Raw genomic sequence first — 26,231 nt, 5'->3', positions numbered from 1 at the left:
GATTCCAGAGGAGCACACAGAAAGATGGGGACTTCCGTCAAGCAACCGAAGCGGGCGGCGCTCGCGTCGTTCGTCGGCACCACGATCGAGTGGTACGACTTCTATAGTTATGCGACCGCCGCCGCCATCGTGTTCGGGCCGCTGTTCTTTCCCGGCGAAAACCGTTTCATCAGCCTGCTTGCATCGTTCGGCTCGTTCGCGGTCGGCTTCTTCGCGCGGCCGCTCGGCGGCGTGATGTTCGGCTATCTCGGCGACCGCTTCGGCCGCAAGCGGTCGCTGCTCGCGACGCTGATGCTGATGGCCGTGTCGACGGTCGCGATCGGCCTGCTTCCCACGCATGCGCAAGCCGGCGTGATCGCACCGATCCTGCTTGTGCTGATGCGCGTGCTGCAAGGCATCGCAGTGGGCGGCGAATGGGGCGGCGCGGTGCTGCTGGCCGGCGAGCATGCGCCCGAAGGCAAGCGCACGTTCTTCGCGTCGTTCGCGCAGCTGGGCAGCGCGAGCGGCCTGATCCTGTCGATGCTCGCGTTCGGCGCGATCAGCACGCTGTCGAAGGACGACATGATGAGCTGGGGCTGGCGCGTGCCGTTCCTCGCGAGTTCCGTGCTGCTGGTCGTCGGCTTCGTGATCCGTGCGAGCGTGTCGGAATCGCCCGAGTTCGAGGAAGTCAGGAAGAGCGGCAACATCGCGCAAAAACCGCTGCGCGAGGCGCTCAAGGTCTGGCCGCTGCTGCTGCTCGCGATCGGCGCGAACGTGTACGGGATCGCCGGCGTGTATTTCAGCAACATCTTCATGATCAGCTACGCGACCCAGTTCCTGTCGCTCGACCGGTCGATGGTGCTGCATTGCATGACGATCGTCGCGGTGCTGCAGTTCGTCGTGCAGCTCGCGGCCGCGTTCCTCGCGCAGCGCTTCGGCACCACGCGCGTACTGCTGATCACCGGCGCGTGGGCAATGATCGTCCCGTTCGTGATGCTGCCGCTCGTGCATATGGGCACGCCGGTGTCGATCACGGTCGGCGTCGGCCTCGCGACGCTCGCGGAATCGGGCTACTACTCGGTCGTCGCGGGCTTCGTCAGCGGCATCTTCATCGCACGGATCCGCTATACGGCAATTTCGATCGCGTACCAGGTGTGCGGCGCGCTCGCCGGCGGCCTCACGCCGCTCGTCGCGACGCTGATCGCGCAGAACGCGGCCCCGCAATGGTGGCCGCTCGCGCTCCAGTACACGAGCGCCGCCGTGCTGTCGTCGCTGTGCGTGTGGTTGATCTCGCGCCGCGTCAGCATCGACGATGCGGGCGCGCCCGGCAAGACGCGCGAAGCGCTGCCGCGCGGCGCACGCGCCGCGTAGCGCTCGACGCGTAGCGCCTGTCGCACATGCATGCATGACGTAAAACGACCCGCTTTCGCGGGTCGTTTTCTTTGCCGCCCGATCGATGATCGACGATCGGCGACCGCTACCGCCCTGCGTTCGCTGCGTGGTTACCGCACCTGGCTACGCAGCGTCTTCGCCGCGGCGACCATGTTCGTCAGCGCCGGAATCACTTCCTCCCACTGACGCGTCTTCAGCCCGCAGTCCGGGTTCACCCACAGACGTTCCGCCGGAATCCGCTCGGCCGCCTTCCTCATCAGCCCGACGATATGATCCTGCGTCGGGATGTTCGGCGAGTGAATGTCGTACACGCCCGGCCCGATTTCATTCGGATACTTGAAGGTGTCGAACGCATCGAGCAACTCCATGTCGGAGCGCGACGTCTCGATCGTGATCACGTCCGCGTCCATGTCGGCGATCGACGCGATGATGTCGTTGAACTCCGAATAGCACATGTGCGTGTGGATCTGCGTATCGTCCTGCACGCCGTTCGCGGTGATGCGGAACGACTCGACCGCCCACTTCAGGTAGTCGCTCCATTGCGCGCGGCGCAGCGGCAGCCCTTCGCGCAGCGCGGCTTCGTCGATCTGGATCACGCGCACGCCGGCCTTCTCGAGATCGAGCACTTCATCGCGGATCGCCAGCGCAAGCTGGTAGCACGACACCGAGCGCGGCTGGTCGTCGCGCACGAACGACCAGTTCAGGATCGTCACGGGGCCGGTCAGCATGCCCTTCATCGGCTTGTCCGTCAGCGACTGCGCATAGGCGATCCACTCGACCGTCATCGCCTTCGGGCGGCTGATGTCGCCGAACAGGATCGGCGGCTTCACGCAGCGCGAACCGTACGACTGCACCCAGCCGAACTGACTGAACGCATAGCCGTCGAGCTGTTCGCCGAAGTATTCGACCATGTCGTTGCGCTCGGCTTCGCCATGCACGAGCACGTCGAGTTCGAGCGATTCCTGTTCGCGCACGCTGCGTTCGATCTCGGCCTGCATCGCCGCGCGATAGCCGGCTTCGTCCAGCGCGCCGGCCTTGAACCGGCTGCGCGCCTGGCGGATGTCGGCGGTCTGCGGGAACGAGCCGATCGTCGTCGTCGGGAACGCCGGCAGGTTCAGGCGCGCCGACTGCTTCGATGCACGCTGCGTATACGGGCTCGCGCGGTTGCCGAGCGGCGCGTCGATGCGCGCGAGCGCGGCCTTCACCGCCGGGTTGTTCACGCGCGGCGAGCGGCGCCGCGAATCGATCGCGGCGGCATTCGCGGCGAGCGCGTCGGCCACCTTGTCGCGGCCTTCGTTCAGTGCGGTCGCAAGCACCTTCAGCTCGTCGAGCTTCTGCAGCGCGAACGCGAGCCACGAGCGGATTTCCGCGTCGAGCTTCTCTTCGCTCGCGAGATCGACCGGCACGTGCAACAGCGAGCATGACGGCGCGAGCCACAGCCGGTCGCCCAGTTGCTTCGCGAGCGGCTCGAGCCAGTCGAGCGCGGCGTTCAGGTCGGTCTTCCAGATGTTGCGGCCGTTGATCGCGCCGACCGACAGCACGCGCTCCGGCGGCAGTTCGCGCACCAGCGCGTCGACTTCGTCGCGGGCATTGATCGCGTCGATATGCAGGCCGTCGATCGACAGCGACGCCGCGAGCGTCAGATTGTCCTGAAGCTGGCCGAAGTACGTGGCGAGCAGCAGCTTGATGCGGCGCGTTTCCAGCGCCTCGTACGCGATGCGGAATGCCTGGCGCCATTCGGCATCGAGCTCGGTCACGAGAATCGGTTCGTCGATCTGCACCCATTCGACACCCTGCGCGGTCAGCGTGTCGAGCAGCGCGCCGTACACCGGCAGCAGCTTCGGCAGCAGCGCGAGGCGGTCGGAATCGTCCTTCGCCTTGCCGAGCCACAGGTACGTGACGGGGCCGAGAATCACCGGTTTCGCATTCACGCCCTGCGCGGTCGCTTCGGCGAGTTGCTGGAGCAGACGCGACGGATCGAGCGAGAAATTCGTGTCCGCATGGAACTCCGGCACGATGTAGTGGTAGTTCGTATCGAACCACTTCGTCATTTCACCGGCCGCGACCCCGCCGCAGCACGCGGCGTGCTCCTCCGTCGACTGCGCCGAACGGCCGCGTGCGACGCGGAAATAATTGTCGAGCGCATCGCCGTGGAAATCCTGCACGCGCTTCGGCAGGTTGCCGAGCGTGAAGCTCATGTCGAGCACCTGGTCGTAGAACGCGAAGTCGCCGATCGGCGCGAGATCGAGATCGCGCTGGTCGTGCCAATGACGCCGGCGCAACTCGGCGCCAAGCGCCTTCAGTTCGTCGCGCGACGATTCACCCTTCCAGTAGCGTTCGAGACCGAACTTGAGTTCGCGCTTCGCGCCGATGCGCGGAAAACCGAGGTTGTGTGTCGTGACCATGAAGCTGCCGTCCAGAAGAAAGTGTAGATCCGGCAGCCATCATAGGGATTTCAAACCATGAAATAAAATGGCATTATTTCATTCATCCATTAACATTTTTCATGCATCTGCCCGATGCACGCAATCCATGCTGGAACGATTCCATCTCGTCGTCATACGTGAAGTCGAGCGCCAGGGCTCGCTGACCGCGGCGGCCAATGCGCTGCACCTCACGCAATCGGCGCTCAGCCACACCGTCAGGAAAGTCGAGCAGCAGCTCGGCACGGCGATCTGGGACCGCGAAGGCCGCGGCCTGCGGCTCACGCAGGGCGGGCACTATCTGCTGAAGCTGGCGAACCGGCTGCTGCCGCAGTTCGAGCTCGCCGAGGAGCGGATGAAGCAGTACGCGAAGGGCGAGCGCGGCACGCTGCGCATCGGGATGGAGTGCCATCCGTGCTATCAGTGGCTGCTGAAGGTCGTGTCGCCGTACCTGTCGCGCTGGCCCGACGTCGACGTGGACGTGAAGCAGCGCTTCCAGTTCGGCGGCATCGGCGCGCTGTTCGGTTACGACATCGACGTGCTCGTGACGCCCGATCCGCTGAACAAGCCGGGGCTGCGCTTCGACCCGGTGTTCGACTACGAACAGGTGCTGGTGGTCGCGGATTCGCACCGGTTCGCGAATGTCGACTACGTGACGCCCGAACAACTGACCGACGAGATCCTGATCACGTACCCGGTCGAGACCGACCGGCTCGACATCTACAACCAGTTCCTGACGCCGGCCGGCATCGTGCCGAGGCGGCACAAGTCGATCGAGACGACCGACATCATGTTGCAGATGGTCGCGAGCGGGCGCGGCGTGGCCGCGCTGCCGCGGTGGCTTGCCGACGAGTATGCGGACCGGATGCCGGTCGTACCGGTCAAGCTCGGCAAGAACGGCATCGCGAAGCAGATCTTCCTCGGCATCCGCGAAGCGGACGCAGCGATCGACTATCTGGCCGCGTTCGTCGCGCTGGCGCGCGAATCGACGTGGAGCGCGCCGCGCATGCTGCGCTAGGCGCGCCCGGTTGCCCCGCGCGTCAGGCGGCGCGCAGGCCGGCGCGTTCGCCGCGCTCGACCCACGCGCCGAACAGTAGGCCGATCGTCGTCCACATGATCACCTGCATGCCGATGGCCGCCACGCGGAACCTCCACAGCAAGGTCGCCGGGAAATCGGCCGGCAACTCGCTGACCGACGGCAGCCCGATCTGCACGGCCGCGATGATCGCGACGAACACGAGCCCGGCGACGATCGATGCGTTCCACGGGCCGAGCTTCGCCAGCAGATGGCGGCGCACGCCGACCGAGAACACCATCGTCGCGACCGAGATCGCGATCATCAGGAAGAACAGGCCGGTGCGATAGCCGATCGTGTCGGGGTCGCCGACCGACGGCGGATTGGCCGGGTACTTGAGGTTCGGCACGACCACGAGCGCAACGAACGCCGCCAGCGCGAGCCATGCGGCCAGCGGCCGTGCCGGCAGGCGGCTGCCGCGTCCGTACGCATACGCGAAGACCAGCGAGAACAGTCCGCCGAATGCCGCGCCGTAGGTCACGACGCCCGTCAGCAGCCCGAGGCCGGCCTGCGTGTGGCGGCTGACCAGCTCGGGTTCCGGCGCCTCGCCTTGGGCGGCGGCGGTTTTCTCTTCGACGGCGATCGCCTGATCGACTTGCGGTTCGCCGACGATCCTGGCGAAACCGAACGTGAGGAGGCCCGCGGCGATGCCTGCGAGCATCCCGCGCATGAGTAGCTTTCCGACCATCGCAGGCTCCGCGTCAGTGGCAGGGAAAGCCGAGCAGATGGCGGCCGTCGTGGACGAATTCGTGGACATACATGCCCGGCACGAGCGACGTCGCGCCCTGTTCCGCACCGACGAAATACAGCGCGAGCAGCAGGATCAGGCCGACGAACACGGCCCAGGGCAACAGCTCGCGGACGGGGATGGGTGCCGGCACGACCGCCGGCTTCAGCACTGCTTCGCTCATGGATGCACCTCAGGGGAATCGCGCCCCGACAAATGATGGATGGGTACGAAGGCAGGTCTGGCTTCCGGGATCGTCGATTCCCCGGTTACAGTGGCGCGACCGCGCCGGAATTGCACCGGCTTCCGCGCTTCGTATCGGGCGAATTGTACGCGCGAACGTTCGCGTATTGAAGCGATGACACACGGGTAAGCGCGTCCCGCTCCGGATCATCCGACAACCGACATGACCAAACCTGCCTCGCTCTGCCTGATCGCACACGCATCGACCCGCGCGATGCGCACCGGCACGTTTCCCGACGACGACCTGCTCGACGCGCACGGGCTCGCCGAAGCCGCTGCGCTGCGCGGCCGGTTGACGGGTGCTGCCGGCTCGCTCGTGCTGTGCAGCCCGGCACGCTGCGCAACGCAGACCGCCGATGCGCTCGGGTTGCACGCCGACATCGACGACGCGCTGCGCGACATCGACTACGGCAACTGGCGCGGCAAGCGGCTGCACGATCTCGCGCGCGACCTGCCCGACGAACTGGCCGCGTGGATCGGCACGCCGTCCGCGTCGCCGCATCGCGGCGAATCGTTCGACGCCGCCGCGCATCGGGTCGGCACATGGTTGAGCACGCTGCCGACGGATCGCGATGTCGTCGCGATCACGCATGCGCCGATCGTCCGCGCAACCCTCGCGCACGTGCGGCGGATGAGCCTCGAGGCCGCCGCGCGTCTCGACGTCGCGCCGCTGTCGTGCACGACATTCGTCGCGTCGCCGAGCGGCTGGACGTTGGCCGCGACGGCCGCCAACGTGCGCGACACCGGCGCGTAAACTCACTGTCCTGCTCACTATGTGAGCGAACGATGCGCGCCGACGCGTCGCATGTCGCCGCTCGCCTTACATCCCGTAAGACACACCGTTCGTCATCCCGACTGTCATCAAACTGACTGCTAGCCGCAGCTAGGATCGGACGCGGTTCCCTCACGAGATGCCGTCATGAATCAACCTGCTTCATCCGCCCCGAACAATCCGGGCTCCGTCGCACGCACCCGGCAGATCGGCTATGCCGCGTTCCTGCTGGTGCTCGTGCTCGGCGCCGTCTATATCGCCACGCACCTGATCGACGATCTGGCGCCGGTCCGCGAAGGGACGTTGTTCCCGTACCTGCTGCTCGGCGCCGCGCTGCTGATCGCGCTCGGCTTCGAATTCGTCAACGGCTTCCACGACACCGCGAATGCGGTCGCGACCGTGATCTATACGCACTCGCTGACGCCGAACGTCGCGGTGATCTGGTCGGGCATGTGGAACTTCCTCGGCGTAATGGTTTCGAGCGGCGCCGTCGCGTTCGGGATCCTGCAGTTGCTGCCGGTCGAGCTGATCCTGCAGGTCGGCAGCGGCTCGGGCTTCGCGATGGTGTTCGCGCTGCTGATCGCCGCGATCGTCTGGAACCTCGCGACCTGGTATTTCGGGTTGCCGTCGTCGAGCTCGCACACGCTGATCGGGTCGATCATCGGCGTCGGGCTGATGAACCAGTTGCTGCACGGGCCGTCCGGCACGAGCGGTGTCGACTGGGGCCAGGCGCTCGGCGTCGGCAAGTCGCTGCTGCTGTCGCCGATCGTCGGCTTCCTGTGTGCGTCGCTGCTGCTGCTCGTGCTGAAGGCCGCCGTGCGGATTCCTGAGTTGTACAAGGAGCCGCCGAAGGATCAGCCGCCGCCGTTCTGGATTCGCTGCCTGCTGATCCTCACCTGCACCGGCGTGTCGTTCGCGCACGGGTCGAACGACGGACAGAAAGGGATGGGCCTCATCATGCTGATCCTGATCGGCACGGTGCCCACCGCGTATGCGCTGAACAAGGCCGTCACGCCCGCCGAATCGCAGACCTTCGTGGCGGTCGCGAACCAGGCGGCCGCGACGTTCGGGAAATACACGAACGGCGTCGCGCCGTCCGCGAACCCGCGCGCCGATGTCGAACACTACGTGCAGCATCGCGAACTGACGCCCGCCGTGCTGCCGGCCGTCGCGCAGCTGTCCACGTCGCTTGCGACCGCCGTCGGCGCGTCGGGCTCGATGGCGGCCGTGCCGCAGCGCGACGTCGACAACGTGCGCAACACGATGTATCTGGTGTCCGAAGCCATTCGTCTGATGGAGAAGTCGGGCCAGCCCGCGTTCGCCGCCGACGACAAGCTCGCGATCGACAACTATCGCAAGCAGCTCGACCACGCGACGAAGTTCATTCCGACGTGGGTGAAGGTCGCCGTCGCGATCGCACTGGGTCTCGGCACGATGGTCGGATGGAAGCGGATCGTCGTGACCGTCGGCGAAAAAATCGGCAAGCAGCATCTGACGTACGGACAGGGCGCATCGGCCGAACTGGTCGCGATGCTGACGATCGGCGCCGCCGACATGTACGGGCTGCCCGTGTCGACGACTCACGTGCTGTCGTCGGGTGTCGCGGGCACGATGGCGGCGAACGGCTCCGGGCTGCAATGGAGCACGGTGCGCAGCCTCGTCCTCGCATGGGTGCTGACGCTGCCGGCGTCGATCGCGCTGGCGGCTGGGCTTTACTGGTTGTTCCGGTCGCTGGCGTGATCGTGTACGCGGCGGGGGGCGGGCGATAGCCGGCTACCTGCTGCGGTAGGTTGGATGTGGCGCTTCTCCGCCTTTCCGCTTCCCTCGCCGCTCCGGCCCGTCGCCACATTCAGTGTGCCGATACCGCGCCTTCAACGTTTCCCCGTTTCCTGGCCGGAATTAAAGCGCAAGATCTGGAGCGTGCCGGCGCCCGGACGCCGCTAGACTGGGTTCGTCAACTTTCGTCGTGGATTCGACCGTGCGCGACCGCACGGCGCGACACCGCCGATGCCCCGAGGTACGCCCGTGAACATTCTCGATCTGCCCCCTGCCGTCGAACCGCCGGACATCGCGCAACGCGTCGACTCTCTCGACTGGCCGAGCGTCGATGCCGAGCTCGATCGCTACGGATGCGCGCGCGTGCCGGGCCTGATGTCGGCAAGCGAGTGCGATGCGCTCGCGTCGCTCTATCCCCGCGATGCGCTCTATCGTTCACGTGTCGTGATGGCGCGACACGGCTTCGGCCGCGGTGAGTACAAATATTTCGCGTATCCGCTGCCTGCGATCATCGCCGAGCTGCGCACGACGATCTACCCGCATCTCGCACCGATCGCGAATCGCTGGAACCAGGCACTCGGGATCGACGTCCGTTATCCGAAAAACCATGCGACGTTCCTCGATCGCTGCCACGCGGCAGGACAGACGCGATCGACGCCGCTGATCCTGCAATACGGCGCCGACGACTACAACTGCCTCCATCAGGACCTGTATGGCGAGCACGTGTTTCCGCTGCAGGTCGCGATCCTGCTGTCGGCGCCGGGCCGCGATTTCAGTGGCGGGGAGTTCGTGTTGACGGAACAGCGGCCACGCATGCAGTCGCGTGCGGAAGTGGTGCCGCTGACGCAAGGCGACGCAGTGATCTTCGCGGTACACGGCCGGCCCGTGCAGGGAACCCGCGGCGTCTATCGCGTCAACCTGCGCCACGGCGTGAGCCGGATCCGAAGCGGCCATCGCCACACGGTCGGCATCATCTTCCATGACGCGCAGTAGCGGGAGCGGGGACAGTTGCGCTGCTGCCGCGCCACTTATTGCGCATTGCATTCATGCTCGTCTCGGCACCGCATGCCATCGTGAGGAAAGCGGTCCAACCGAGCATGGCCGGCCAGAACACCGCTCGCCCGCGGCGGCCGAAGACCGATTGCGCTGACCGTCAAGCGATCGCGGTCGCAATGAATCAGCGCTTCCGGTGAGCACGACGAAACACGCTTACTCACCTGTCGCTCCGCGAACATGATTTGCAGTCCAGCCTATCCTCGCGCCACGCTGGCCCGCAGCCGGTCGCCGGCATCGAGCGCCAGCCGTGCGTAGCCCGGCAACGTCAGCAGCGCGAGCACGCCCGCCGCGACGAACGCCCAGCGGAAATCGTCGAGCACGTAATGCATGCCGGCCGCATCGCCGCGCCCCCATGCCGCGAGCCGCAGCGACAACGCACCGAACGCGATCCCCATCCCGATCGTCATCTGCTGCGCGGCGCTCCACAGCGTGCTGGCCGCGCTCGTCTGCTGAGCCGGGATATCCGCATAAGCCAGCGTCGCAAGCGTCGTGAACTGCATCGACCGCGTGAGCCCGTAGACGAATACGACGAGCAGCGTGATCGCCAGCGGCGTCGACGCGGTCAGCCAGCCGCATGCGATCGTGAAGATGCCGACGATCGTCACGTCGACGAGCGCAACGCGCCGAAAGCCGTAACGGTCGAGGATCCACGACGTGCCCGCCTTCATCCCGAGATTGCCGAGCGCGCTCGCGAGCAGCAGCAGCCCTGACTGGAACGGCGACAGCCCGAAACCGATCTGGAACAGCAGCGGCAGCAGGTACGGGACGGCGTTGATCGCCATCCGCGTGATCGAGCCGGTGATGACCGTCACCGAGAACGTCGGCACCTTCAGCGTCGTGAAATCGAGCAGCGGATGCGCGCAGCGTCGCGCATGCAACCATGCAGCGATGCCGAACAGCACGCTCGCGCCCACCAGGACAACCGCGCGCGCGAAGTCGACATCCTGCTGACCGGCCGCTTCGGTGCCGATCAGCAGGCAGGTCAAGGCGCCGCCGGCCAGCACGAAGCCGACCCAGTCGAGCGGCCGTTGCTCGTCGGTCCGCGTATTCCGGACGATCAGCCAGGTACAAACGAGCGCGGCCAGGCCGAACGGGACGTTCAACAGGAAGATCCATCGCCACGATGCATAGGTTGTGATGAAGCCGCCGATCGGCGGCCCGACGACGGGCGCGACGATGCCCGGCCACGTGATCGTCGCGATCGCACGCATCAGCTTCGCCTTCTCGGTACTGCGCACGACGATCATCCGCCCGACCGGCACCATCATCGCCCCGCCGACACCTTGCAGCAGCCGGGCAGCCGTGAACGACATCACGCCTTCGGACAGCCCGCACAGCACCGACGCACCGGTAAAGACGACGATCGCGCTCGCGAAGACGGTGCGCGAACCATAGCGATCCGCGATCCAGCCGCTGATCGAAATGAACACCGCCAGCGCCAGCATGTAGGCCGTCATCCCGAGGCTCAGTGCGTTCGGCCCCACACCGAACGAGCGCGCCATTTGCGGTAGCGCGGTCGCGATCACGGTCGTGTCGAGATACTCCATGAAGAACGTCGCGGCGACGAGATACGGCAAGAAGTCGGTCGTCCGACCACCTTGGGCAGGGCTGTCAGTCATGAACGATGCGTGAGACGGAATGCAAAAAGCGCCGATCGCGGGCGGATGCAGGCAAGCACCCGGGAATCGGGACGAACGGTGATATTACCCCGAAGGGTTGGCTCCCCGCTCTGCCGCGCATGTCGCGCACGTCGCGCGAATGAACTTTATGCGCATAGATTTTTGTGAGGATTTCGCGCTGCGTTCGCCGAGTAATGCGCATGACGCGGTGCCTCGAGGAACGCGCAGATGCGGAGATTTTCGCCAGAAAGCGGTATTTATCGATCATTGTCGCTCAATATCGCGCATCACCGGCCATCACAACATCGTCATCCGAAGTATGGCGTGTGACGGAATCGATCTGAAGATGGATGGGTCCGGTTGGCGGGAGGGGTGAGAGATTCAGACGGCACAACCGCGGAGTGCTCGAGAACGGCAGAGCGCTGAATGAGGGGCTCGCTCGCTGCGATGGATTGCGTAAGCGGAAAGCGGAGTCGCCTCGGTCACGCTTCGCCACATGCTTTTGGGGACGCCGAAATGCAAAAACCCCCGCCTTTCGGGCGGGGGTTCTTGGCTTAGGGAGCCTGACGATTACCTACTTTCACACGGGAATCCGCACTATCATCGGCGTAGAGTCGTTTCACGGTCCTGTTCGGGATGGGAAGGGGTGGGACCGACTCGCTATGGTCATCAGGCAAAGGGGGTTGTTGCGTTGCTTCGCAGCGCAACCAATCCTGGAAGAAGCAGTAATCTTGAGTTGTGTGTATCACACACGAGAATCCAACTTGTCTCATCTTGCTACGCAGGTCGCCGGTACTTCAACCGGCGCGCCGCATCGATCAGCTTCGCTGCTCGACGCTCTGCGTGGGATGCTCGTAAGTGCTGAAGCACTAACGATCATCGACAAGGCAGACTTGTTATAGGATCAAGCCTTACGGGCAATTAGTATCAGTTAGCTGAACGCATTACTGCGCTTACACACCTGACCTATCAACGTCCTGGTCTCGAACGACCCTTCAAGGGGATCTAGTCCCCAGGGATATCTCATCTTAAGGCGAGTTTCCCGCTTAGATGCTTTCAGCGGTTATCTCTTCCGAACATAGCTACCCGGCGATGCCACTGGCGTGACAACCGGTACACCAGAGGTTCGTCCACTCCGGTCCTCTCGTACTAGGAGCAGCCCCCTTCAAATATCCAACGCCCACGGCAGATAGGGACCAAACTGTCTCACGACGTTTTAAACCCAGCTCACGTACCTCTTTAAATGGCGAACAGCCATACCCTTGGGACCGGCTACAGCCCCAGGATGAGATGAGCCGACATCGAGGTGCCAAACACCGCCGTCGATATGAACTCTTGGGCGGTATCAGCCTGTTATCCCCAGAGTACCTTTTATCCGTTGAGCGATGGCCCTTCCATACAGAACCACCGGATCACTATGACCTGCTTTCGCACCTGCTCGACTTGTCGGTCTCGCAGTTAAGCACGCTTATGCCATTGCACTATCAGCACGATTTCCGACCGTACCTAGCGTACCTTCGTACTCCTCCGTTACGCTTTGGGAGGAGACCGCCCCAGTCAAACTGCCTACCATGCACTGTCCCCGACCCGGATCACGGGCCAAGGTTAGAACCTCAAACAAACCAGGGTGGTATTTCAAGGACGGCTCCACCGAAACTAGCGTTCCGGTTTCATAGCCTCCCACCTATCCTACACAGATCGGTTCAAAGTCCAATGCAAAGCTACAGTAAAGGTTCATGGGGTCTTTCCGTCTAGCCGCGGGTAGATTGCATCATCACAAACACTTCAACTTCGCTGAGTCTCGGGAGGAGACAGTGTGGCCATCGTTACGCCATTCGTGCAGGTCGGAACTTACCCGACAAGGAATTTCGCTACCTTAGGACCGTTATAGTTACGGCCGCCGTTTACCGGGACTTCAATCAAGAGCTTGCACCCCATCATTTAATCTTCCGGCACCGGGCAGGCGTCACACCCTATACGTCCACTTTCGTGTTTGCAGAGTGCTGTGTTTTTATTAAACAGTCGCAGCCACCAGTTTATTGCAACCCCTTCACCCTCCTGGCGCAGGCCAGTCAAGCTACAAGGGCGTACCTTATCCCGAAGTTACGGTACCAATTTGCCGAGTTCCTTCTCCCGAGTTCTCTCAAGCGCCTTAGAATACTCATCTCGCCCACCTGTGTCGGTTTGCGGTACGGTCATCGTTAGACTGAAGCTTAGAGGCTTTTCTTGGAACCACTTCCAATTGCTTCGCTCCCTAAGGAGCTCGCGCCACACCCTTGAATTGCGCGCCCGGATTTGCCTAAGCGCCTTCTCCAATGCAGCGACCGGGACTTCCAACACCCGGACAACCTTCCGCGATCCGTCCCCCCATCGCATCTAACAATGGTGCAGGAATATTGACCTGCTTCCCATCAGCTACGCATTTCTGCCTCGCCTTAGGGGCCGACTCACCCTACGCCGATGAACGTTGCGTAGGAAACCTTGGGCTTACGGCGAGGGGGCCTTTCACCCCCTTTATCGCTACTCATGTCAGCATTCGCACTTCCGATACCTCCAGCACCCTTTACAAGGCACCTTCGCAGGCTTACGGAACGCTCTCCTACCATGCGAGCAAGCTCGCATCCGCAGCTTCGGTATATAGCTTAGCCCCGTTACATCTTCCGCGCAGGACGACTCGATCAGTGAGCTATTACGCTTTCTTTAAAGGGTGGCTGCTTCTAAGCCAACCTCCTGACTGTTTTAGCCTTCCCACTTCGTTTCCCACTTAGCTATATTTGGGGACCTTAGCTGGCGGTCTGGGTTGTTTCCCTCTTGACACCGGACGTTAGCACCCGATGTCTGTCTCCCGTGATTGCACTCTTCGGTATTCGGAGTTTGCTATGGCGGGGTAATCTGCAATAGACCCCCCAACCATGACAGTGCTCTACCCCCGAAGGTGAGACACGAGGCACTACCTAAATAGTTTTCGGAGAGAACCAGCTATTTCCAGGTTTGTTTAGCCTTTCACCCCTATCCACAGCTCATCCCCTAACTTTTCAACGTTAGTGGGTTCGGACCTCCAGTACGTGTTACCGCACCTTCATCCTGGCCATGGATAGATCACCTGGTTTCGGGTCTACGCCCAGCAACTGAACGCCCTATTCGGACTCGCTTTCGCTACGCCTGCCCTATACGGTTAAGCTTGCTACTGAACGTAAGTCGCTGACCCATTATACAAAAGGTACGCCGTCACCCCTTGCGAGGCTCCGACTGTTTGTATGCATGCGGTTTCAGGATCTATTTCACTCCCCTCCCGGGGTTCTTTTCGCCTTTCCCTCACGGTACTGGTTCACTATCGGTCGATCACGAGTATTTAGCCTTGGAGGATGGTCCCCCCATCTTCAGACAGGATTTCACGTGTCCCGCCCTACTTGTCGCACACCTAGTTCTTTCATACTGTTTTCGCCTACAGGGCTATCACCTGCTATGGCCGCACTTTCCAGAGCGTTCGGCTAACAATACAAATAAAGAGTGCAAGGCTCATCCCATTTCGCTCGCCACTACTTTGGGAATCTCGGTTGATTTCTTTTCCTGCGGTTACTTAGATGTTTCAGTTCACCGCGTTCGCTTCACTGGACCTATGTATTCAGTCCAGGATGACCCAAAAGGGCCGGGTTTCCCCATTCGGACATCTACGGATCAAAGCTCGTTTGCCAGCTCCCCGTAGCTTTTCGCAGGCTACCGCGTCCTTCATCGCCTGTGATCGCCAAGGCATCCACCACATGCACTTGTTCGCTTGACCCTATAACGAGTCTGTCTCGTTACAGGTTGAGTTCTCGCGTTGTGCCGTATTCCAATTGAGTCGAACATAGAGTTCGAATCATCTTGAGATACATCGATACAATCACAACCCGGATAACTTCCACGTCCATCTCGAGACGCTTCCGCTATCCAAATTACTTACTTCTTCCAGATTGTTAAAGAACGACAGCCGATACATACTACGTATCACTCTGACTGGCTCAATCGCCAATGACAAAGACTCGAACAACGCTTCGTTCGAACGCTTGTCATTGAAGATTGGTGGAGGCAGACGGGATCGAACCGACGACCCCCTGCTTGCAAAGCAGGTGCTCTCCCAGCTGAGCTATGCCCCCATTGAGTACAGATGACCTCAGGTACTACAGCCTATCGGCATGGGCTGCTCGTAAGCGCTAAAGCGCTAACGATCACCGACACGTCAGACAATGGTGGGTCTGGTTGGATTCGAACCAACGACCCCCGCCTTATCAAGACGGTGCTCTAACCGACTGAGCTACAGACCCCTGAGTCTGTCTTTGATTTACAGCCGATAAGCGTGAGCGCTCAACTTTGCGAGATAGCTCTGGAAAGGAGGTGATCCAGCCGCACCTTCCGATACGGCTACCTTGTTACGACTTCACCCCAGTCATGAATCCTACCGTGGTGACCGTCCTCCTTGCGGTTAGACTAGCCACTTCTGGTAAAACCCACTCCCATGGTGTGACGGGCGGTGTGTACAAGACCCGGGAACGTATTCACCGCGGCATGCTGATCCGCGATTACTAGCGATTCCAGCTTCATGCACTCGAGTTGCAGAGTGCAATCCGGACTACGATCGGTTTTCTGGGATTAGCTCCCCCTCGCGGGTTGGCAACCCTCTGTTCCGACCATTGTATGACGTGTGAAGCCCTACCCATAAGGGCCATGAGGACTTGACGTCATCCCCACCTTCCTCCGGTTTGTCACCGGCAGTCTCCTTAGAGTGCTCTTGCGTAGCAACTAAGGACAAGGGTTGCGCTCGTTGCGGGACTTAACCCAACATCTCACGACACGAGCTGACGACAGCCATGCAGCACCTGTGCGCCGGTTCTCTTTCGAGCACTCCCACCTCTCGGCAGGATTCCGACCATGTCAAGGGTAGGTAAGGTTTTTCGCGTTGCATCGAATTAATCCACATCATCCACCGCTTGTGCGGGTCCCCGTCAATTCCTTTGAGTTTTAATCTTGCGACCGTACTCCCCAGGCGGTCAACTTCACGCGTTAGCTACGTTACTAAGGAAATGAATCCCCAACAACTAGTTGACATCGTTTAGGGCGTGGACTACCAGGGTATCTAATCCTGTTTGCTCCCCACGCTTTCGTGCATGAGCGTCAGTATTGGCCCAGGGGGCTGCCTTCGCCATCGGTATTCCTCCACATCTCTACGCATTTCACTGCTACACGTGGAATTCTACCCCCCTCTGCCATACTCTAGCCTGCCAGTCACCAATGCAGTTCCCAGGTTGAGCCCGGGGATTTCACATCGGTCTTAGCAAACCGCCTGCGCACGCTTTACGCCCAGTAATTCCGATTAACGCTCGCACCCTACGTATTACCGCGGCTGCTGGCACGTAGTTAGCCGGTGCTTATTCTTCCGGTACCGTCATCCCCCGACTGTATTAGAGCCAAGGATTTCTTTCCGGACAAAAGTGCTTTACAACCCGAAGGCCTTCTTCACACACGCGGCATTGCTGGATCAGGCTTTCGCCCATTGTCCAAAATTCCCCACTGCTGCCTCCCGTAGGAGTCTGGGCCGTGTCTCAGTCCCAGTGTGGCTGGTCGTCCTCTCAGACCAGCTACTGATCGTCGCCTTGGTAGGCCTTTACCCCACCAACTAGCTAATCAGCCATCGGCCAACCCTATAGCGCGAGGCCCGAAGGTCCCCCGCTTTCATCCGTAGATCGTATGCGGTATTAATCCGGCTTTCGCCGGGCTATCCCCCACTACAGGACATGTTCCGATGTATTACTCACCCGTTCGCCACTCGCCACCAGGTGCAAGCACCCGTGCTGCCGTTCGACTTGCATGTGTAAGGCATGCCGCCAGCGTTCAATCTGAGCCAGGATCAAACTCTTCAGTTCAAACCTGTTACTGTTTTCGGTTCGGTTAAGAACCGGTCGCTCACTCAAAGCTGACAGGAATATGAATCACTTCATAAACCTGACTTACTTTAGTGTGAGACTCTTGATACTTTCGCTATCTGATCCGAGGATCAGCTCGCTTTCATCAAGCGCCCACACTTATCGGCTGTTAATTTTTAAAGAGCATTCTGCGAGGAACTCCGTGTTTCCCGGCAGCGCTGCGTTTTCAGCAGCAGAGAAGCGAGATTATGAACCGCGTTTCGCAGCTCGTCAACAACTTTTTACACTACATCGTTGCGACTGCGGGGCTCAACTTCCTGTACCGCCAAGGCTCGCTACGACCGAACCCCAACAGCACCGCTTCCCTTCCTCCCGCGCCGCGTTTCCGTTAGCGCGAAAGAGGCGTGATTCTATGCATCGCCCGGCAATCGCGCAAGGGGTTTCGCGAAAAATATAAGGCGCCGCACGCTGCCGCGTGCGGCGCCTTATATAGAAGCAGCCGAACCGTCGTCAGGGGGCCGCGCGCACTTGGCGCGCGACGATCTCCATATAGTGAGCGAGATCCGGTGTCACCTTGCCTTCCTCCTTCGCCATGTCGTCCCAGCGACGCAGTCGCAGCGCGTCCTCCGCGAACGGGCGCTGCAGGAACGCTGCCGTCTCCTCTTCACTGAAAATGCCGCCCTGCAACGCCAGACTGCGCACCGAGTCCGGCGACAGGCTCTCGAAGTAGCCGGCGTCCGTGCGGCACAGGCAGCGCTTCGCGTCGACGTGCAGCCGAATCGGCTCCAGTACTGCGTCGGCAAACAGCGGCCGCAGGAACGGCAGCACGTAATACTGATGCAGATCGTCGATCCCGCGCACGCTCGGCGTGTCGCCCTGACGATTCAGCAGATGGCCGAGGTCGTGCAGGAACGCAGCCGCGACCAGCGCTTCGTCCGCCCCGGATTGCTCCGCCAGCAATCCACTCTGCAGTGCATGTTCGAGCTGCGTGACCGGTTCGCCGCTATAGGCCACATGGCCATGCTCGCGATACAGCCCGTGAATCTCTTCCACCGTCAACGCCATCCGTTTACTCCCAAGGCAGCGAAAACGTCTTCAGGTTCGTGAAGCTCTTCATCGCCTCCTGGACACCTTCCTTGTAACCGAGCCCCGAATCCTTGACTCCGCCGAACGGCGACAGCTCGATCCGGTAACCGGGCACTTCCCACACGTTCACCGTGCCAACGTTCAGTTCGTTCACGAACCGCACGACCGCCGCCGTGCTGTCCGTACAGACGCCCGACGACAACCCGAATGCCGTGCCGTTGCTGATCCGGATCGCATCGTCGATCGTGTCGAACGCGATGACGGGCGACACCGGCCCGAAGGTCTCCTCGCGCACGATCGTCATCGACGGATCGACGTTGTCGATTACGGTCGGCGCATACAGCGCGCCGCGCCGCACATTGCCGGTCAGCAGACGCGCGCCCCGCGCAACCGCCTCGTTCACGCGCGTCTCGAACAGTCGCGCCGCCGCCTCGTCGATCACCGTGCCCATTTCGTTCGCGGAATCGAACGGATCGCCGTATCTCCATGCGCGCGTCTTCTCGACGAGCAATTCGGTGAATGCGGGCGCGATCGAGCGCTGCACCAGCATCCGCTTGACGGCCGTGCAGCGCTGGCCCGAATTCCGGTACGAGCCGAGCACCGCCAGCGATGCCGCGCGGTCGAGATCGGCATCGGCGAGGACGATCAGCGGATCGTTGCCGCCCAGCTCCAGCACAATGCGCCGGTAACCGGCCCGCGCGGCAATCGCCTTGCCGATCGCGACGCCGCCCGTGAACGTGATCAGCGACGCATGCGGATGCGTGACGAGTTCGTCCGCGATCTCGGCCGGCGCGCCGGTCAGCACCTGCAGCATCGGCTCGGGCAGACCGGCCTCGTAGAGCAGGTCGGCCAGATAGAACGCCGACAGCGGCACCTTCTCCGACGGCTTCACGATCACGCGGTTGTTGGTCGCGATCGCCGGCGCGATCTTGTGCGCGACCTGGTTCATCGGATGATTGAACGGCGTGATCGCGACGATCACGCCGCCGAGCGGCTGGCGCTGCGAGAACACGCGCCGTGTCTTGCCGTGGGGCGTCAGGTCGCACGAGAAACTCTGCGCGTCGTCGCGCAACGCCTCGGCCGCCGCGAACTTCAGCACGTCGGCCACCCGGCCGATCTCGTAGCGCGAATCCTGTTTCGACAACCCCGACTCGAGCGTGATCAGGTCGGAGGCTTCCTCGGTGCGCTCGCGCAGCAACGCAGCCGCCCGTTCGAGAATCTGCGAACGCGCGTAGCGCGTGAGCGTCGGCTGGTAGGCCATCGCGTAATCGAACGCCGCGCGCACGTCGTCGACGCTGGCGAGCGGCGCGGTGCCGACGCGTGTGCCCGTGTACGGATCCGTGACGTCGAGCGTGCGCTCGCGCATCGCGCGCGTGCCGCACCAGCGCAACGCTTCGGCACGAAACGACGGATGATCCTGCCGCGGATGCGCCATCATATCGCGATCCGGTTCAGCACGAAATCGAACACGTCGAAGTTGCGCGGGCGACGGGCGGGATCGTCCCGCTCGATACGGCGATTGAACAGCAGCGGCACTTCCTGCTCGGACACGCCGCCATGCGAACGCAACGGCACCGTGAGGCCCGACAGGTCGTGTTCGCGCTCGCGGGTGCCGAGCGTCATGTCGCGGCGGCCGATCACGACGAGATCGCCGATCCGGTCGGGCGGCAGTTCGAAACGTGCGGCGGCTTCCGCGTTGTCGAGCACGAGCTCGACGCCGTCGAGGCCGCCGACGCGCCACATCGCGTCGGCCCGGTCGACGCCCGGCGCCAGGTAGATCGTCGCGAACGAACCGAGCGCACCGTGATGCACGACGTACGGATCGGTAATCGGCAGGATCACGCGCGCAGCCTGCGCGCCGTACCAGCCATCGAACGCATCCTGCAGATAGATCACGTTCGGCCGGCCCGTCGCCGGATCGTGCTTCGCGTTCATCCCGTGGTCCGCCGTGAGGCCGATCGCCCAGCCGAGCGCGTCGAGCAGCGCGAGGTAGCCGTCCATCATCGCGTAGAACGCGTTCGCGCCGGCACTGCCCGGCTCGCATTTGTGCTGCACGTAGTCGGTGGTCGACAGGTACATCAGGTCGACCTGCCGCGTCTGCGCGAGCCGTACGCCGGCCGCGAACACGAATTCCGACAACGCCGCGCTGTATACGTCCGGCGACGGCAGGCCGACCCAGTCGAGCACGTCGACGATCCCGTTTTCCGCGAGATTGGCCTGCGCGGCCTTCTCGGCCGAAAAGCAGATGCCCTTCAACTGCCAGCCGAGCAGCCGGCGCAGCTTGTCCTTCGCGGTGACGACGGCCACTCGCGCACCGGCATCGGACGCCGCCGCGAGCAGCGTGCCGGCGCGCAGGTAGGCCGGGTCGTTCATCATGACTTCGGCGCCGCGCCCGCCGTCAGCAGCAGGATCCCAGAAATAGTTGCCGCAGATCCCGTGGACCGACGGCGGCACGCCGCAAACGATCGACAGGTTGTTCGGGTTGGTGAAGGTCGGCACGACGCAATCGGCACGCCACGCGGTGCCTTGCTCGATCATCCGGCCGATGAACGGCGCGACGCCCGCTTCCACCGCGCGTTCGAGATAGTCGTACTCGCAGCCATCGACACAGGCGACGACGGTCGGCTCGACCGGCAACCGGTAGCGTCGGCCGTTGACGTCGATCGAGCGTCCCGCGAGGTTCGTCGACCCGTTGCCGGCGGCTGCTTGCTCGCCGGGGCGCCGCAACGCGAACGCGGCGTTCATGATGCGGCCTGCTTGCCGCGCGGCACACGCGCGGCGATCAGCAGCAGCGCCGCGAGCGACGCGCCGAGCATCAGCAGCGACAGCGCCGACGCCGGCAGGTAATAGCCGCGCTCCACCTGGCCGATCACGACGATCGGCACGGTCGCGAAGCCGGGCGGATACACCGTCAGCGTCGCGCCAAGCTCGCCGAGCGACAGCGCGAAGCCGAGCGCGAGGCTCGCGCGCAACGCCGGCACGAGCTGCGGCAGCAGCACGCGGCGCAGCACCATCGCGGGTGGCGCACCGAGGCTCGCGGCGGCTTCGCGCAGCACGGTCAATTCGGGGCGCAGCGCGGCGGCCGCGCAGCGATAGCAGAATGGCAGAATCAGCGCGAGCTGCACCAGCACGACGATCGCCGCCGAGCTCGACAGGTCGAGCGGCTTCTGGTGATACGCGATCAGCACCGCGAGCCCGAGCACGACGCTCGGCACGCCGTTCGGCACCATCACGAGCGCGTCGACGAGCGCGCCGAGGCCGCGCCGGTCGCGCCCTTCGAGCGCGAGCGCCAGCCACAGCCCGAGGATCGTGCCGAGAACCGACACGCCGAAGCCGATTTCGAGGCTCGTCAGCAGCGCGTCGTATTCCGGCGACCCGAGCCGCTCGAACCAGCGCAGGCTGTAGCCGGCCGGCAAAATCGTGCCCGACCACTGCGTCGACACGCTCGACAGCGCGACGACGATCACCGGCAGCACGAACAGCCAGAAGCACGCGAACGCGGCCAGCGCGAGCGCGGTGCGCGACGCATGCTTGAGCAGCGTGTCGGTCCAGCCGATCGGGTGACGCGGCACGGCGTGCCCGATACGGAATTCAGCGGACATCGTTCCCTCCCGTCGCGCGCCGGTTCACCCGGCGATAAACCGCATACAGCGCCAGCGACAGCGACAACATCACGACCGCGCCGGCCGACGCGGTCGGCAGGTCGAGATCGACGGTCGCGCTGCTGTAAATCGCGACCGGCAGCGTGACGAGCCGCGCACTGCCGAGCACGAGCAGGATGCCAAACTCGTTCAGCGTCAGCAGGAAGCACAGCACGGTGCCGGCGGCGATGCCCGGCCATGCGATCGGCAGCACGACGCGGCGAGCGAGCATCCAGCCGGGCGCGCCGAGGCTGCGCGCGGCTTCGATCAGCCGCAGGTCGAGCGTCGCGAACGACGCGAGCGTCGGCCGCACGACGAACGGCGTGTAGAACACGGTCTGCGCGAGGATCACGCCGCCGATGCCGAACAGGAAGTCGAGCGGCGGATTCTCGAGATGGAACAGGTGCTGCAGCGCGATGCTGATCGAGCCTTGCGAGCCGTACAGGAAGATCAGCGTGAACGCGACGAGGAACGACGGAAACGCGACGTACAGTTCCAGGAAGCGCGTGACGAGCGACGCGCCCGGGAACGGCCTGAAGAACAGCAGTGCGGCCAGCAGCACGCCGAGCACCGACGCGGTGCCGGCGCTCGCGAACAGCACGCCGAGCGTCGTCAGCAGCACGTTGCGCGTGTCGGGATTGCCGAAGAAGGTCCGGTACGCGGCGAAACTCAGCCCGTGATCGCCCGACACGCTCAGCAGCACGAGCCGCACCAGCGGATAGACGACGAGCGGGCCGAGCACGACGATCGCGAGCGCGGCCAGGTGCAGGTCGCCCATTCGCCTGCGGCGCCGCGCGGCGGCGGCGTGTGCCGCAGCCGACGCGAGCACGTGCGGCGGCAGGCCGGCTTCAGGGCTCGATAAGGACGACATCGTCTGCCTCGCAATGCAGGGACACGCGCGCACCGCGCTCGGGCGCCGCGCCGCGGCCGCGTTGCATCGTCACGCGCACGGGCTCGTCGGGCGCCGCGTCGATCACGACCGCGATCGAGAAGTCCGCGCCCTGCCATTCGACCGACGACACCGTGCCGTGCAGGCCGCCGGCCGCGGGCGGCATCACGGTCAGGCGCTCGGGGCGCACGCACGCGACCTTGCCGCGTATCTCGTGACGCGGATCGCCGAGCGGGAAGATCACGTGCGGCGGCAGCAGGTTCGCCGGGCCGAGATAGCGCGCGACGTAGCCGTCGCGCGGTGCGTCGTACAGCTGCTGCGGCGTGCCGAGCTGCGCGATGCGGCCGTCGCGCATCAGCAGCGCGCGGTCGGACAGCACGAGCGCGTCGTCGCGGTCGTGCGTCACGCAGACGACGGTCAGGTTCGGGAGGCGCTCGTGCAGCGCCCTCAGTTCGCTGCGCACCGACGCGCGCAGGTTCGCGTCGAGCGCCGACAGCGGCTCGTCGAGCAGCAGCACGTCGGGCTCGATCACGAGCGCGCGCGCCAGCGCGACGCGCTGCTGCATCCCGCCGGACAACTGCGCGGGCAGATGGTGGCCCGCATCGCCGAGTTGCACGAGCTTCAGCGCATCGGCGACGCGGCGCGTCACTTCCGACGACGCCATCCCGCGTGCGCGCAGCCCGAATGCGACGTTCTCGAACACCGACAGGTGCGGGAACAACGCGTAATTCTGGAACAGCAGACCGAGGTTGCGCTTGTGCGGCGGCGCATAGGTCAGGTCGCGGCCGGCCACGGTCAGCGTGCCGGTCAGGCCGTCGGCCTTCACGAATCCGGCGATGAAGCGCAGCAGCGTGGTCTTGCCGCAGCCGCTCTTGCCGAGTACGGTCAGAAATTCGCCGGCGCCGATCGACAGCGACAGATCTTCGAGCACCGTGCGTGCGCCGTAGCGCACGCTCAGGTGTTGGATCTGCACGCCGCCCGGCACGCCGGACCGCAGCGTCGCGTGCGGTTCGGCGGCGCCGAATGCGCCGGGATGGGTCAGGGCGGTATCCACCGGGTTCATCCTCTTGCTCGCTGATACAGGCGGCGTGCGCCGGTCACTTCGGCTTGACGACGTCGAGCTGCTTGCCCGAGCTGCCGATCACGTCCTTCTTCCAGCGCTCGATCCATTCCGGCTTCTTCGCCATCACGTGAGTCCAGTCGACCGGGATCAGATTCACGCCCGCGATCGCCTTCTTGACCGCTTCGCCGTTCTTGCCGGCCAGCGGCACGTCGGTGCGGCCCGGGATGCCGTACATGTCCGGTACCTTCGACTGCACGTCCGTCGACATCAGGTAGTCGATCAGCTTCCTGCCGGCGTCCTGGTTCGGGCCGCTCTTGATCAGGCCGATGCCGTACGGCAGCTGGAACGTGGTCGGCCGGTCGCCGTCCTTCGCGGCCAGGAAGATCGGCTTGACGGACAGCGCGCCGTGTTCGGCGTCGTCGAGATCCATCTGCAGATCGCCGTTCGCGACGCTGATCTCGTTGCGCGACAGCAGCACGTTCAGGTAGCCCGTGCCCTTCGTGTGGAACTTCACGCTCTGCGACAGCTTCGCGAGGTAGTCGAATGCCTTGTCCTCGCCCATCAGCGACGTCGTCAGGATCAGCACGGCCATCCCGTCACCGGCCGTGGCCGGGTTCGAGTACGCGACCTTGCCGGCGTAGGCCGGCGCGAGCAGGTCGGCGAACGTCTTCGGCTGGTTCTTCACGACGTCCGGATTGATCGCGAACGAGAAGTAGTTGTTGACGAAGGTCGCCCACGTGCCGTCCTCGGCCTTCGCGATGGCCGGCACGTTCTTGTAGTTCACGCTCTGGTACGGCTGCAGCAGGCCCATCTGGCCGGCTTGCTGGATGAACGGCGGCAGCGTGACGATCACGTCGGCCTTCGGAGAATTCTTCTCGATGTTCGCGCGGTTCACCACCTCGCCGCTGCCCGCCGTCACGATGTTGACCTTCACGCCTTCCTTCTTCTCGAAAGCCGGCAGCACATCGCGATAGAGGTTCTCGAGACCGTCCGCCGTGTACAGCACGACCGCATTCGCCGCCTGCGCCGGCATCGCGGCGCCTTGCAGCAGACCGGCGGCGCAGGCGGCCAGCGCGAGCTTGCGGAATGCGCCGGCGGCGGCGCGCGAGGGTTTCTGCAGTGTCATCTCACTTCTCCGTAGGCGGAACACCAAACGGCCGGGGCACGATCCGGCTCTCCTGTTGTCTTCGGGCAGGCCGCTGAACGGCCGCCGCGCTACCGCGCTCGGGCTGGGTGTCGCGCGGCAACCGAAGGATCACAGCGTTCGATGACAAAGCCGTGACGAATGCCACAATTTCCAAAAAATGACACATTTTGCCACTATCATGCAAGTCATCGAGAAATGCCGCCCGGCGTTCCGTTCGCCCTTTGCTGGAGACAAAAGCCATGCCCGACCCGATTCTGCTTACGCCCGGCCCGCTCACCACGTCCGCCACAACACGCCACGCAATGCAACATGACTGGGGGTCGTGGGACGCCGCTTTCAATCAACTGACGGCCAGCGTCTGCGCGGATCTCGTCGCCATCGCGCAGGGCGGCGACGCGTACGTGTGCGTGCCGATGCAGGGCAGCGGCACGTTCTCGGTCGAAGCCGCGCTCGGCACGCTGGTGCCGCGCGACGGCGTCGTGCTGGTGCCCGACAACGGCGCGTATTGCGCGCGCATCCTGAAGATCCTCGGCCGGCTCGGCATCGAAGCGATCGCGTTGCCGTTCGGCGAGGACGCGGCCGTCGACACGGCGGCCGTCGAGGCCGCGTTCGCGCGCGAGCCGCGCATCACGCACGTCGCGCTCGTGCACCTGGAAACGAGCGCCGGGATCCTGAATCCGCTCGATGCGATCGCGGCCGCATGCCGGCGGCACGGCAAGCGGCTGATCGTCGATGCGATGAGTTCGTTCGGCGCGCTGCCGATCGCGCTGGCGGGCAGCGACATCGACGCGCTGATCTCGGCCAGCGGCAAATGCCTGGAAGGCGTGCCGGGGATGGGATTCGCGATCGTGCGGCGCGACGCGCTCGACGCGAGCGAAGGCAACGCGCGGTCGCTCGCGCTCGATCTCCACGATCAGTACGCGTATCTGCGCAAGACGGGGCAATGGCGCTTCACGCCGCCGACGCACGTGATTGCCGCGCTACGTGCCGCGCTCGACCAGTACCTCGCCGAAGGCGGCCAGCCGGCGCGCGGTGCGCGCTATGCGGAGAACTGCCGGACGCTCGTCGAATCGATGCGCGCGCTCGGCTTCGTGCCGTTCCTCGACGCGAGCGTGCAGGCGCCGGTGATCGTCACGTTTCACGCGCCCGACCATCCGGCCTACGATTTCCGCCGCTTCTACGACGCGGTGAGGGATGCGGGCTTCATCCTGTATCCGGGCAAGCTCACGCGGCTCGAGACGTTCCGCGTCGGCTGCATCGGCGCGATCGATGCGGGCGATATCCGGCGTGCGGTCGCGGCGATCGCCGCTGCGGTCGAATCGCTCGCCATCGCGATGCAGCACGCATGAAGTGACGTACATGCCGGCCCGCCCGCCGGCGCCCGCAAACAAAAAAGCCCGGCGGCCGATTGGCCGCCGGGCGAACGCACCGTGTGTGCGGGGA

The 26,231-nt window shown here is 63.8% G+C and carries 17 protein-coding genes, 2 tRNA genes, 3 rRNA genes and 1 riboswitch; of the genes, 6 read left to right on the top strand and 16 right to left on the bottom strand.

The annotated features are described in order from the left end of the window. Positions 1-24 precede the first annotated feature (24 nt). The gene (locus KR541_RS21915; RefSeq protein WP_050016318.1) at positions 25-1,350 is read left to right on the top strand and encodes an MFS transporter; all 1,326 of its coding nucleotides are present in this window, start codon (positions 25-27) and stop codon (positions 1,348-1,350) included. 131 nt (positions 1,351-1,481) lie between these two features. Here KR541_RS21915 and metE read toward each other — a convergent pair whose 3' ends face one another. Further along, positions 1,482-3,776, bottom strand: coding sequence for a 5-methyltetrahydropteroyltriglutamate--homocysteine S-methyltransferase (gene metE, locus KR541_RS21910; RefSeq protein ID WP_050016321.1), 2,295 nt, complete (start codon positions 3,774-3,776; stop codon positions 1,482-1,484). Positions 3,777-3,903: 127 nt separating this feature from the next. Between metE and KR541_RS21905 the strand changes: the two genes are divergently transcribed. Next, positions 3,904-4,812, top strand: coding sequence for a LysR family transcriptional regulator (locus KR541_RS21905; RefSeq protein WP_089489691.1), 909 nt, complete (start codon positions 3,904-3,906; stop codon positions 4,810-4,812). Positions 4,813-4,834: 22 nt separating this feature from the next. Here KR541_RS21905 and KR541_RS21900 read toward each other — a convergent pair whose 3' ends face one another. Together KR541_RS21900 and KR541_RS21895 are read right to left on the bottom strand one after the other, a co-directional pair. Beyond that, the gene (locus KR541_RS21900; RefSeq protein WP_216089782.1) at positions 4,835-5,557 is read right to left on the bottom strand and encodes a CbtA family protein; all 723 of its coding nucleotides are present in this window, start codon (positions 5,555-5,557) and stop codon (positions 4,835-4,837) included. A 13-nt stretch (positions 5,558-5,570) separates the two neighbouring features. Next, a complete protein-coding gene (locus tag KR541_RS21895; RefSeq protein ID WP_006488502.1) occupies positions 5,571-5,780 on the bottom strand; it encodes a CbtB domain-containing protein in 210 nt (69 codons plus the stop codon). A gap of 33 nt (positions 5,781-5,813) precedes the next feature. Beyond that, positions 5,814-5,952: riboswitch (cobalamin riboswitch) on the bottom strand. 50 nt (positions 5,953-6,002) lie between these two features. On the opposite strand from KR541_RS21895, the gene KR541_RS21890 reads away from it, so the two are divergent. The 3 genes from KR541_RS21890 (at position 6,003) to KR541_RS21880 (ending at position 9,380) form a co-directional block, all read left to right on the top strand. Next, on the top strand, positions 6,003-6,593 hold the full coding sequence (locus tag KR541_RS21890) for a histidine phosphatase family protein (protein WP_050016327.1): 591 nt from the start codon (positions 6,003-6,005) through the stop codon (positions 6,591-6,593). Between the two features lie 165 nt (positions 6,594-6,758). Further along, positions 6,759-8,351 (top strand): inorganic phosphate transporter, encoded by a 1,593-nt coding sequence (locus tag KR541_RS21885; RefSeq protein ID WP_050016329.1) that lies wholly within the window; start codon positions 6,759-6,761, stop codon positions 8,349-8,351. Between the two features lie 267 nt (positions 8,352-8,618). Next, on the top strand, positions 8,619-9,380 hold the full coding sequence (locus KR541_RS21880; protein WP_060733620.1) for a 2OG-Fe(II) oxygenase: 762 nt from the start codon (positions 8,619-8,621) through the stop codon (positions 9,378-9,380). Between the two features lie 257 nt (positions 9,381-9,637). Here the strand turns inward: KR541_RS21880 and KR541_RS21875 are convergent, their stop codons facing one another. From KR541_RS21875 to phnS, 13 genes are all read right to left on the bottom strand, one after another. After that, positions 9,638-11,062, bottom strand: a complete 1,425-nt coding sequence (locus tag KR541_RS21875) for a DHA2 family efflux MFS transporter permease subunit (RefSeq protein ID WP_216089781.1) — start codon at positions 11,060-11,062, stop codon at positions 9,638-9,640. 561 nt (positions 11,063-11,623) lie between these two features. After that, positions 11,624-11,736 (bottom strand): 5S ribosomal RNA (gene rrf / locus KR541_RS21870). A gap of 226 nt (positions 11,737-11,962) precedes the next feature. Beyond that, positions 11,963-14,843, bottom strand: a 23S ribosomal RNA gene (locus KR541_RS21865). A gap of 279 nt (positions 14,844-15,122) precedes the next feature. Beyond that, a tRNA-Ala gene (locus KR541_RS21860) sits at positions 15,123-15,198 on the bottom strand. Between the two features lie 91 nt (positions 15,199-15,289). Next, positions 15,290-15,366, bottom strand: a tRNA-Ile gene (locus tag KR541_RS21855). A gap of 63 nt (positions 15,367-15,429) precedes the next feature. Further along, positions 15,430-16,962, bottom strand: a 16S ribosomal RNA gene (locus KR541_RS21850). Together the 16S, 23S and 5S rRNA genes with 2 tRNA genes alongside form the textbook arrangement of a ribosomal RNA operon. Positions 16,963-17,472: 510 nt before the next feature. Next, positions 17,473-18,027 carry a phosphonate degradation HD-domain oxygenase gene (locus tag KR541_RS21845; protein WP_089489797.1) on the bottom strand — a complete coding sequence of 185 codons (555 nt, stop codon included), beginning with the start codon at positions 18,025-18,027 and terminating at the stop codon, positions 17,473-17,475. Between the two features lie 4 nt (positions 18,028-18,031). Continuing rightward, positions 18,032-19,486 carry a phosphonoacetaldehyde dehydrogenase gene (gene phnY, locus KR541_RS21840; protein WP_089489798.1) on the bottom strand — a complete coding sequence of 485 codons (1,455 nt, stop codon included), beginning with the start codon at positions 19,484-19,486 and terminating at the stop codon, positions 18,032-18,034. Next, a complete protein-coding gene (gene phnA, locus KR541_RS21835; RefSeq protein ID WP_050017293.1) occupies positions 19,483-20,793 on the bottom strand; it encodes a phosphonoacetate hydrolase in 1,311 nt (436 codons plus the stop codon). The genes phnY and phnA overlap by 4 nt, the downstream gene beginning before the upstream one ends. Next, positions 20,790-21,650 carry a 2-aminoethylphosphonate ABC transport system, membrane component PhnV gene (gene phnV, locus KR541_RS21830; RefSeq protein ID WP_050017294.1) on the bottom strand — a complete coding sequence of 287 codons (861 nt, stop codon included), beginning with the start codon at positions 21,648-21,650 and terminating at the stop codon, positions 20,790-20,792. The genes phnA and phnV overlap by 4 nt, the downstream gene beginning before the upstream one ends. Then, a complete protein-coding gene (phnU, locus tag KR541_RS21825; RefSeq protein WP_027806028.1) occupies positions 21,640-22,560 on the bottom strand; it encodes a 2-aminoethylphosphonate ABC transporter permease subunit in 921 nt (306 codons plus the stop codon). Before phnU ends, phnV begins: the two co-directional genes overlap by 11 nt. Then, positions 22,538-23,641: a 2-aminoethylphosphonate ABC transport system ATP-binding subunit PhnT gene (gene phnT, locus KR541_RS21820; RefSeq protein ID WP_216089780.1), complete on the bottom strand. Its 1,104-nt coding sequence runs from the start codon at positions 23,639-23,641 to the stop codon at positions 22,538-22,540. The genes phnU and phnT overlap by 23 nt, the downstream gene beginning before the upstream one ends. Positions 23,642-23,675: 34 nt before the next feature. Further along, positions 23,676-24,767 (bottom strand): 2-aminoethylphosphonate ABC transporter substrate-binding protein, encoded by a 1,092-nt coding sequence (gene phnS / locus KR541_RS21815; RefSeq protein ID WP_050017296.1) that lies wholly within the window; start codon positions 24,765-24,767, stop codon positions 23,676-23,678. 260 nt (positions 24,768-25,027) lie between these two features. On the opposite strand from phnS, the gene KR541_RS21810 reads away from it, so the two are divergent. Beyond that, positions 25,028-26,137: a 2-aminoethylphosphonate--pyruvate transaminase gene (locus KR541_RS21810; RefSeq protein WP_050017297.1), complete on the top strand. Its 1,110-nt coding sequence runs from the start codon at positions 25,028-25,030 to the stop codon at positions 26,135-26,137. Positions 26,138-26,231: the final 94 nt, after the last annotated feature.

The organism is Burkholderia sola, assembly GCF_905400185.1.
GTDB lineage: Bacteria > Pseudomonadota > Gammaproteobacteria > Burkholderiales > Burkholderiaceae > Burkholderia > Burkholderia sola.
The sequence above is the reverse complement of the archived record's forward strand: the minus strand, read 5'-3'. Positions and strand labels throughout refer to the sequence as shown.

Excerpts from the sequence above, each read along its gene's own strand:
- KR541_RS21915 (WP_050016318.1), top strand. The coding sequence starts at position 25 with ATGGGGACTTCCGTCAAGCAACCGAAGCGGGCGGCGCTCGCGTCGTTC.
- metE (WP_050016321.1), bottom strand. The coding sequence starts at position 3,776 with ATGGTCACGACACACAACCTCGGTTTTCCGCGCATCGGCGCGAAGCGC.
- KR541_RS21905 (WP_089489691.1), top strand. The coding sequence starts at position 3,904 with ATGCTGGAACGATTCCATCTCGTCGTCATACGTGAAGTCGAGCGCCAG.
- KR541_RS21900 (WP_216089782.1), bottom strand. The coding sequence starts at position 5,557 with ATGGTCGGAAAGCTACTCATGCGCGGGATGCTCGCAGGCATCGCCGCG.
- KR541_RS21895 (WP_006488502.1), bottom strand. The coding sequence starts at position 5,780 with ATGAGCGAAGCAGTGCTGAAGCCGGCGGTCGTGCCGGCACCCATCCCC.
- KR541_RS21890 (WP_050016327.1), top strand. The coding sequence starts at position 6,003 with ATGACCAAACCTGCCTCGCTCTGCCTGATCGCACACGCATCGACCCGC.
- KR541_RS21885 (WP_050016329.1), top strand. The coding sequence starts at position 6,759 with ATGAATCAACCTGCTTCATCCGCCCCGAACAATCCGGGCTCCGTCGCA.
- KR541_RS21880 (WP_060733620.1), top strand. The coding sequence starts at position 8,619 with ATGCCCCGAGGTACGCCCGTGAACATTCTCGATCTGCCCCCTGCCGTC.
- KR541_RS21875 (WP_216089781.1), bottom strand. The coding sequence starts at position 11,062 with ATGACTGACAGCCCTGCCCAAGGTGGTCGGACGACCGACTTCTTGCCG.
- KR541_RS21845 (WP_089489797.1), bottom strand. The coding sequence starts at position 18,027 with ATGGCGTTGACGGTGGAAGAGATTCACGGGCTGTATCGCGAGCATGGC.
- phnY (WP_089489798.1), bottom strand. The coding sequence starts at position 19,486 with ATGATGGCGCATCCGCGGCAGGATCATCCGTCGTTTCGTGCCGAAGCG.
- phnA (WP_050017293.1), bottom strand. The coding sequence starts at position 20,793 with ATGAACGCCGCGTTCGCGTTGCGGCGCCCCGGCGAGCAAGCAGCCGCC.
- phnV (WP_050017294.1), bottom strand. The coding sequence starts at position 21,650 with ATGTCCGCTGAATTCCGTATCGGGCACGCCGTGCCGCGTCACCCGATC.
- phnU (WP_027806028.1), bottom strand. The coding sequence starts at position 22,560 with ATGTCGTCCTTATCGAGCCCTGAAGCCGGCCTGCCGCCGCACGTGCTC.
- phnT (WP_216089780.1), bottom strand. The coding sequence starts at position 23,641 with ATGAACCCGGTGGATACCGCCCTGACCCATCCCGGCGCATTCGGCGCC.
- phnS (WP_050017296.1), bottom strand. The coding sequence starts at position 24,767 with ATGACACTGCAGAAACCCTCGCGCGCCGCCGCCGGCGCATTCCGCAAG.
- KR541_RS21810 (WP_050017297.1), top strand. The coding sequence starts at position 25,028 with ATGCCCGACCCGATTCTGCTTACGCCCGGCCCGCTCACCACGTCCGCC.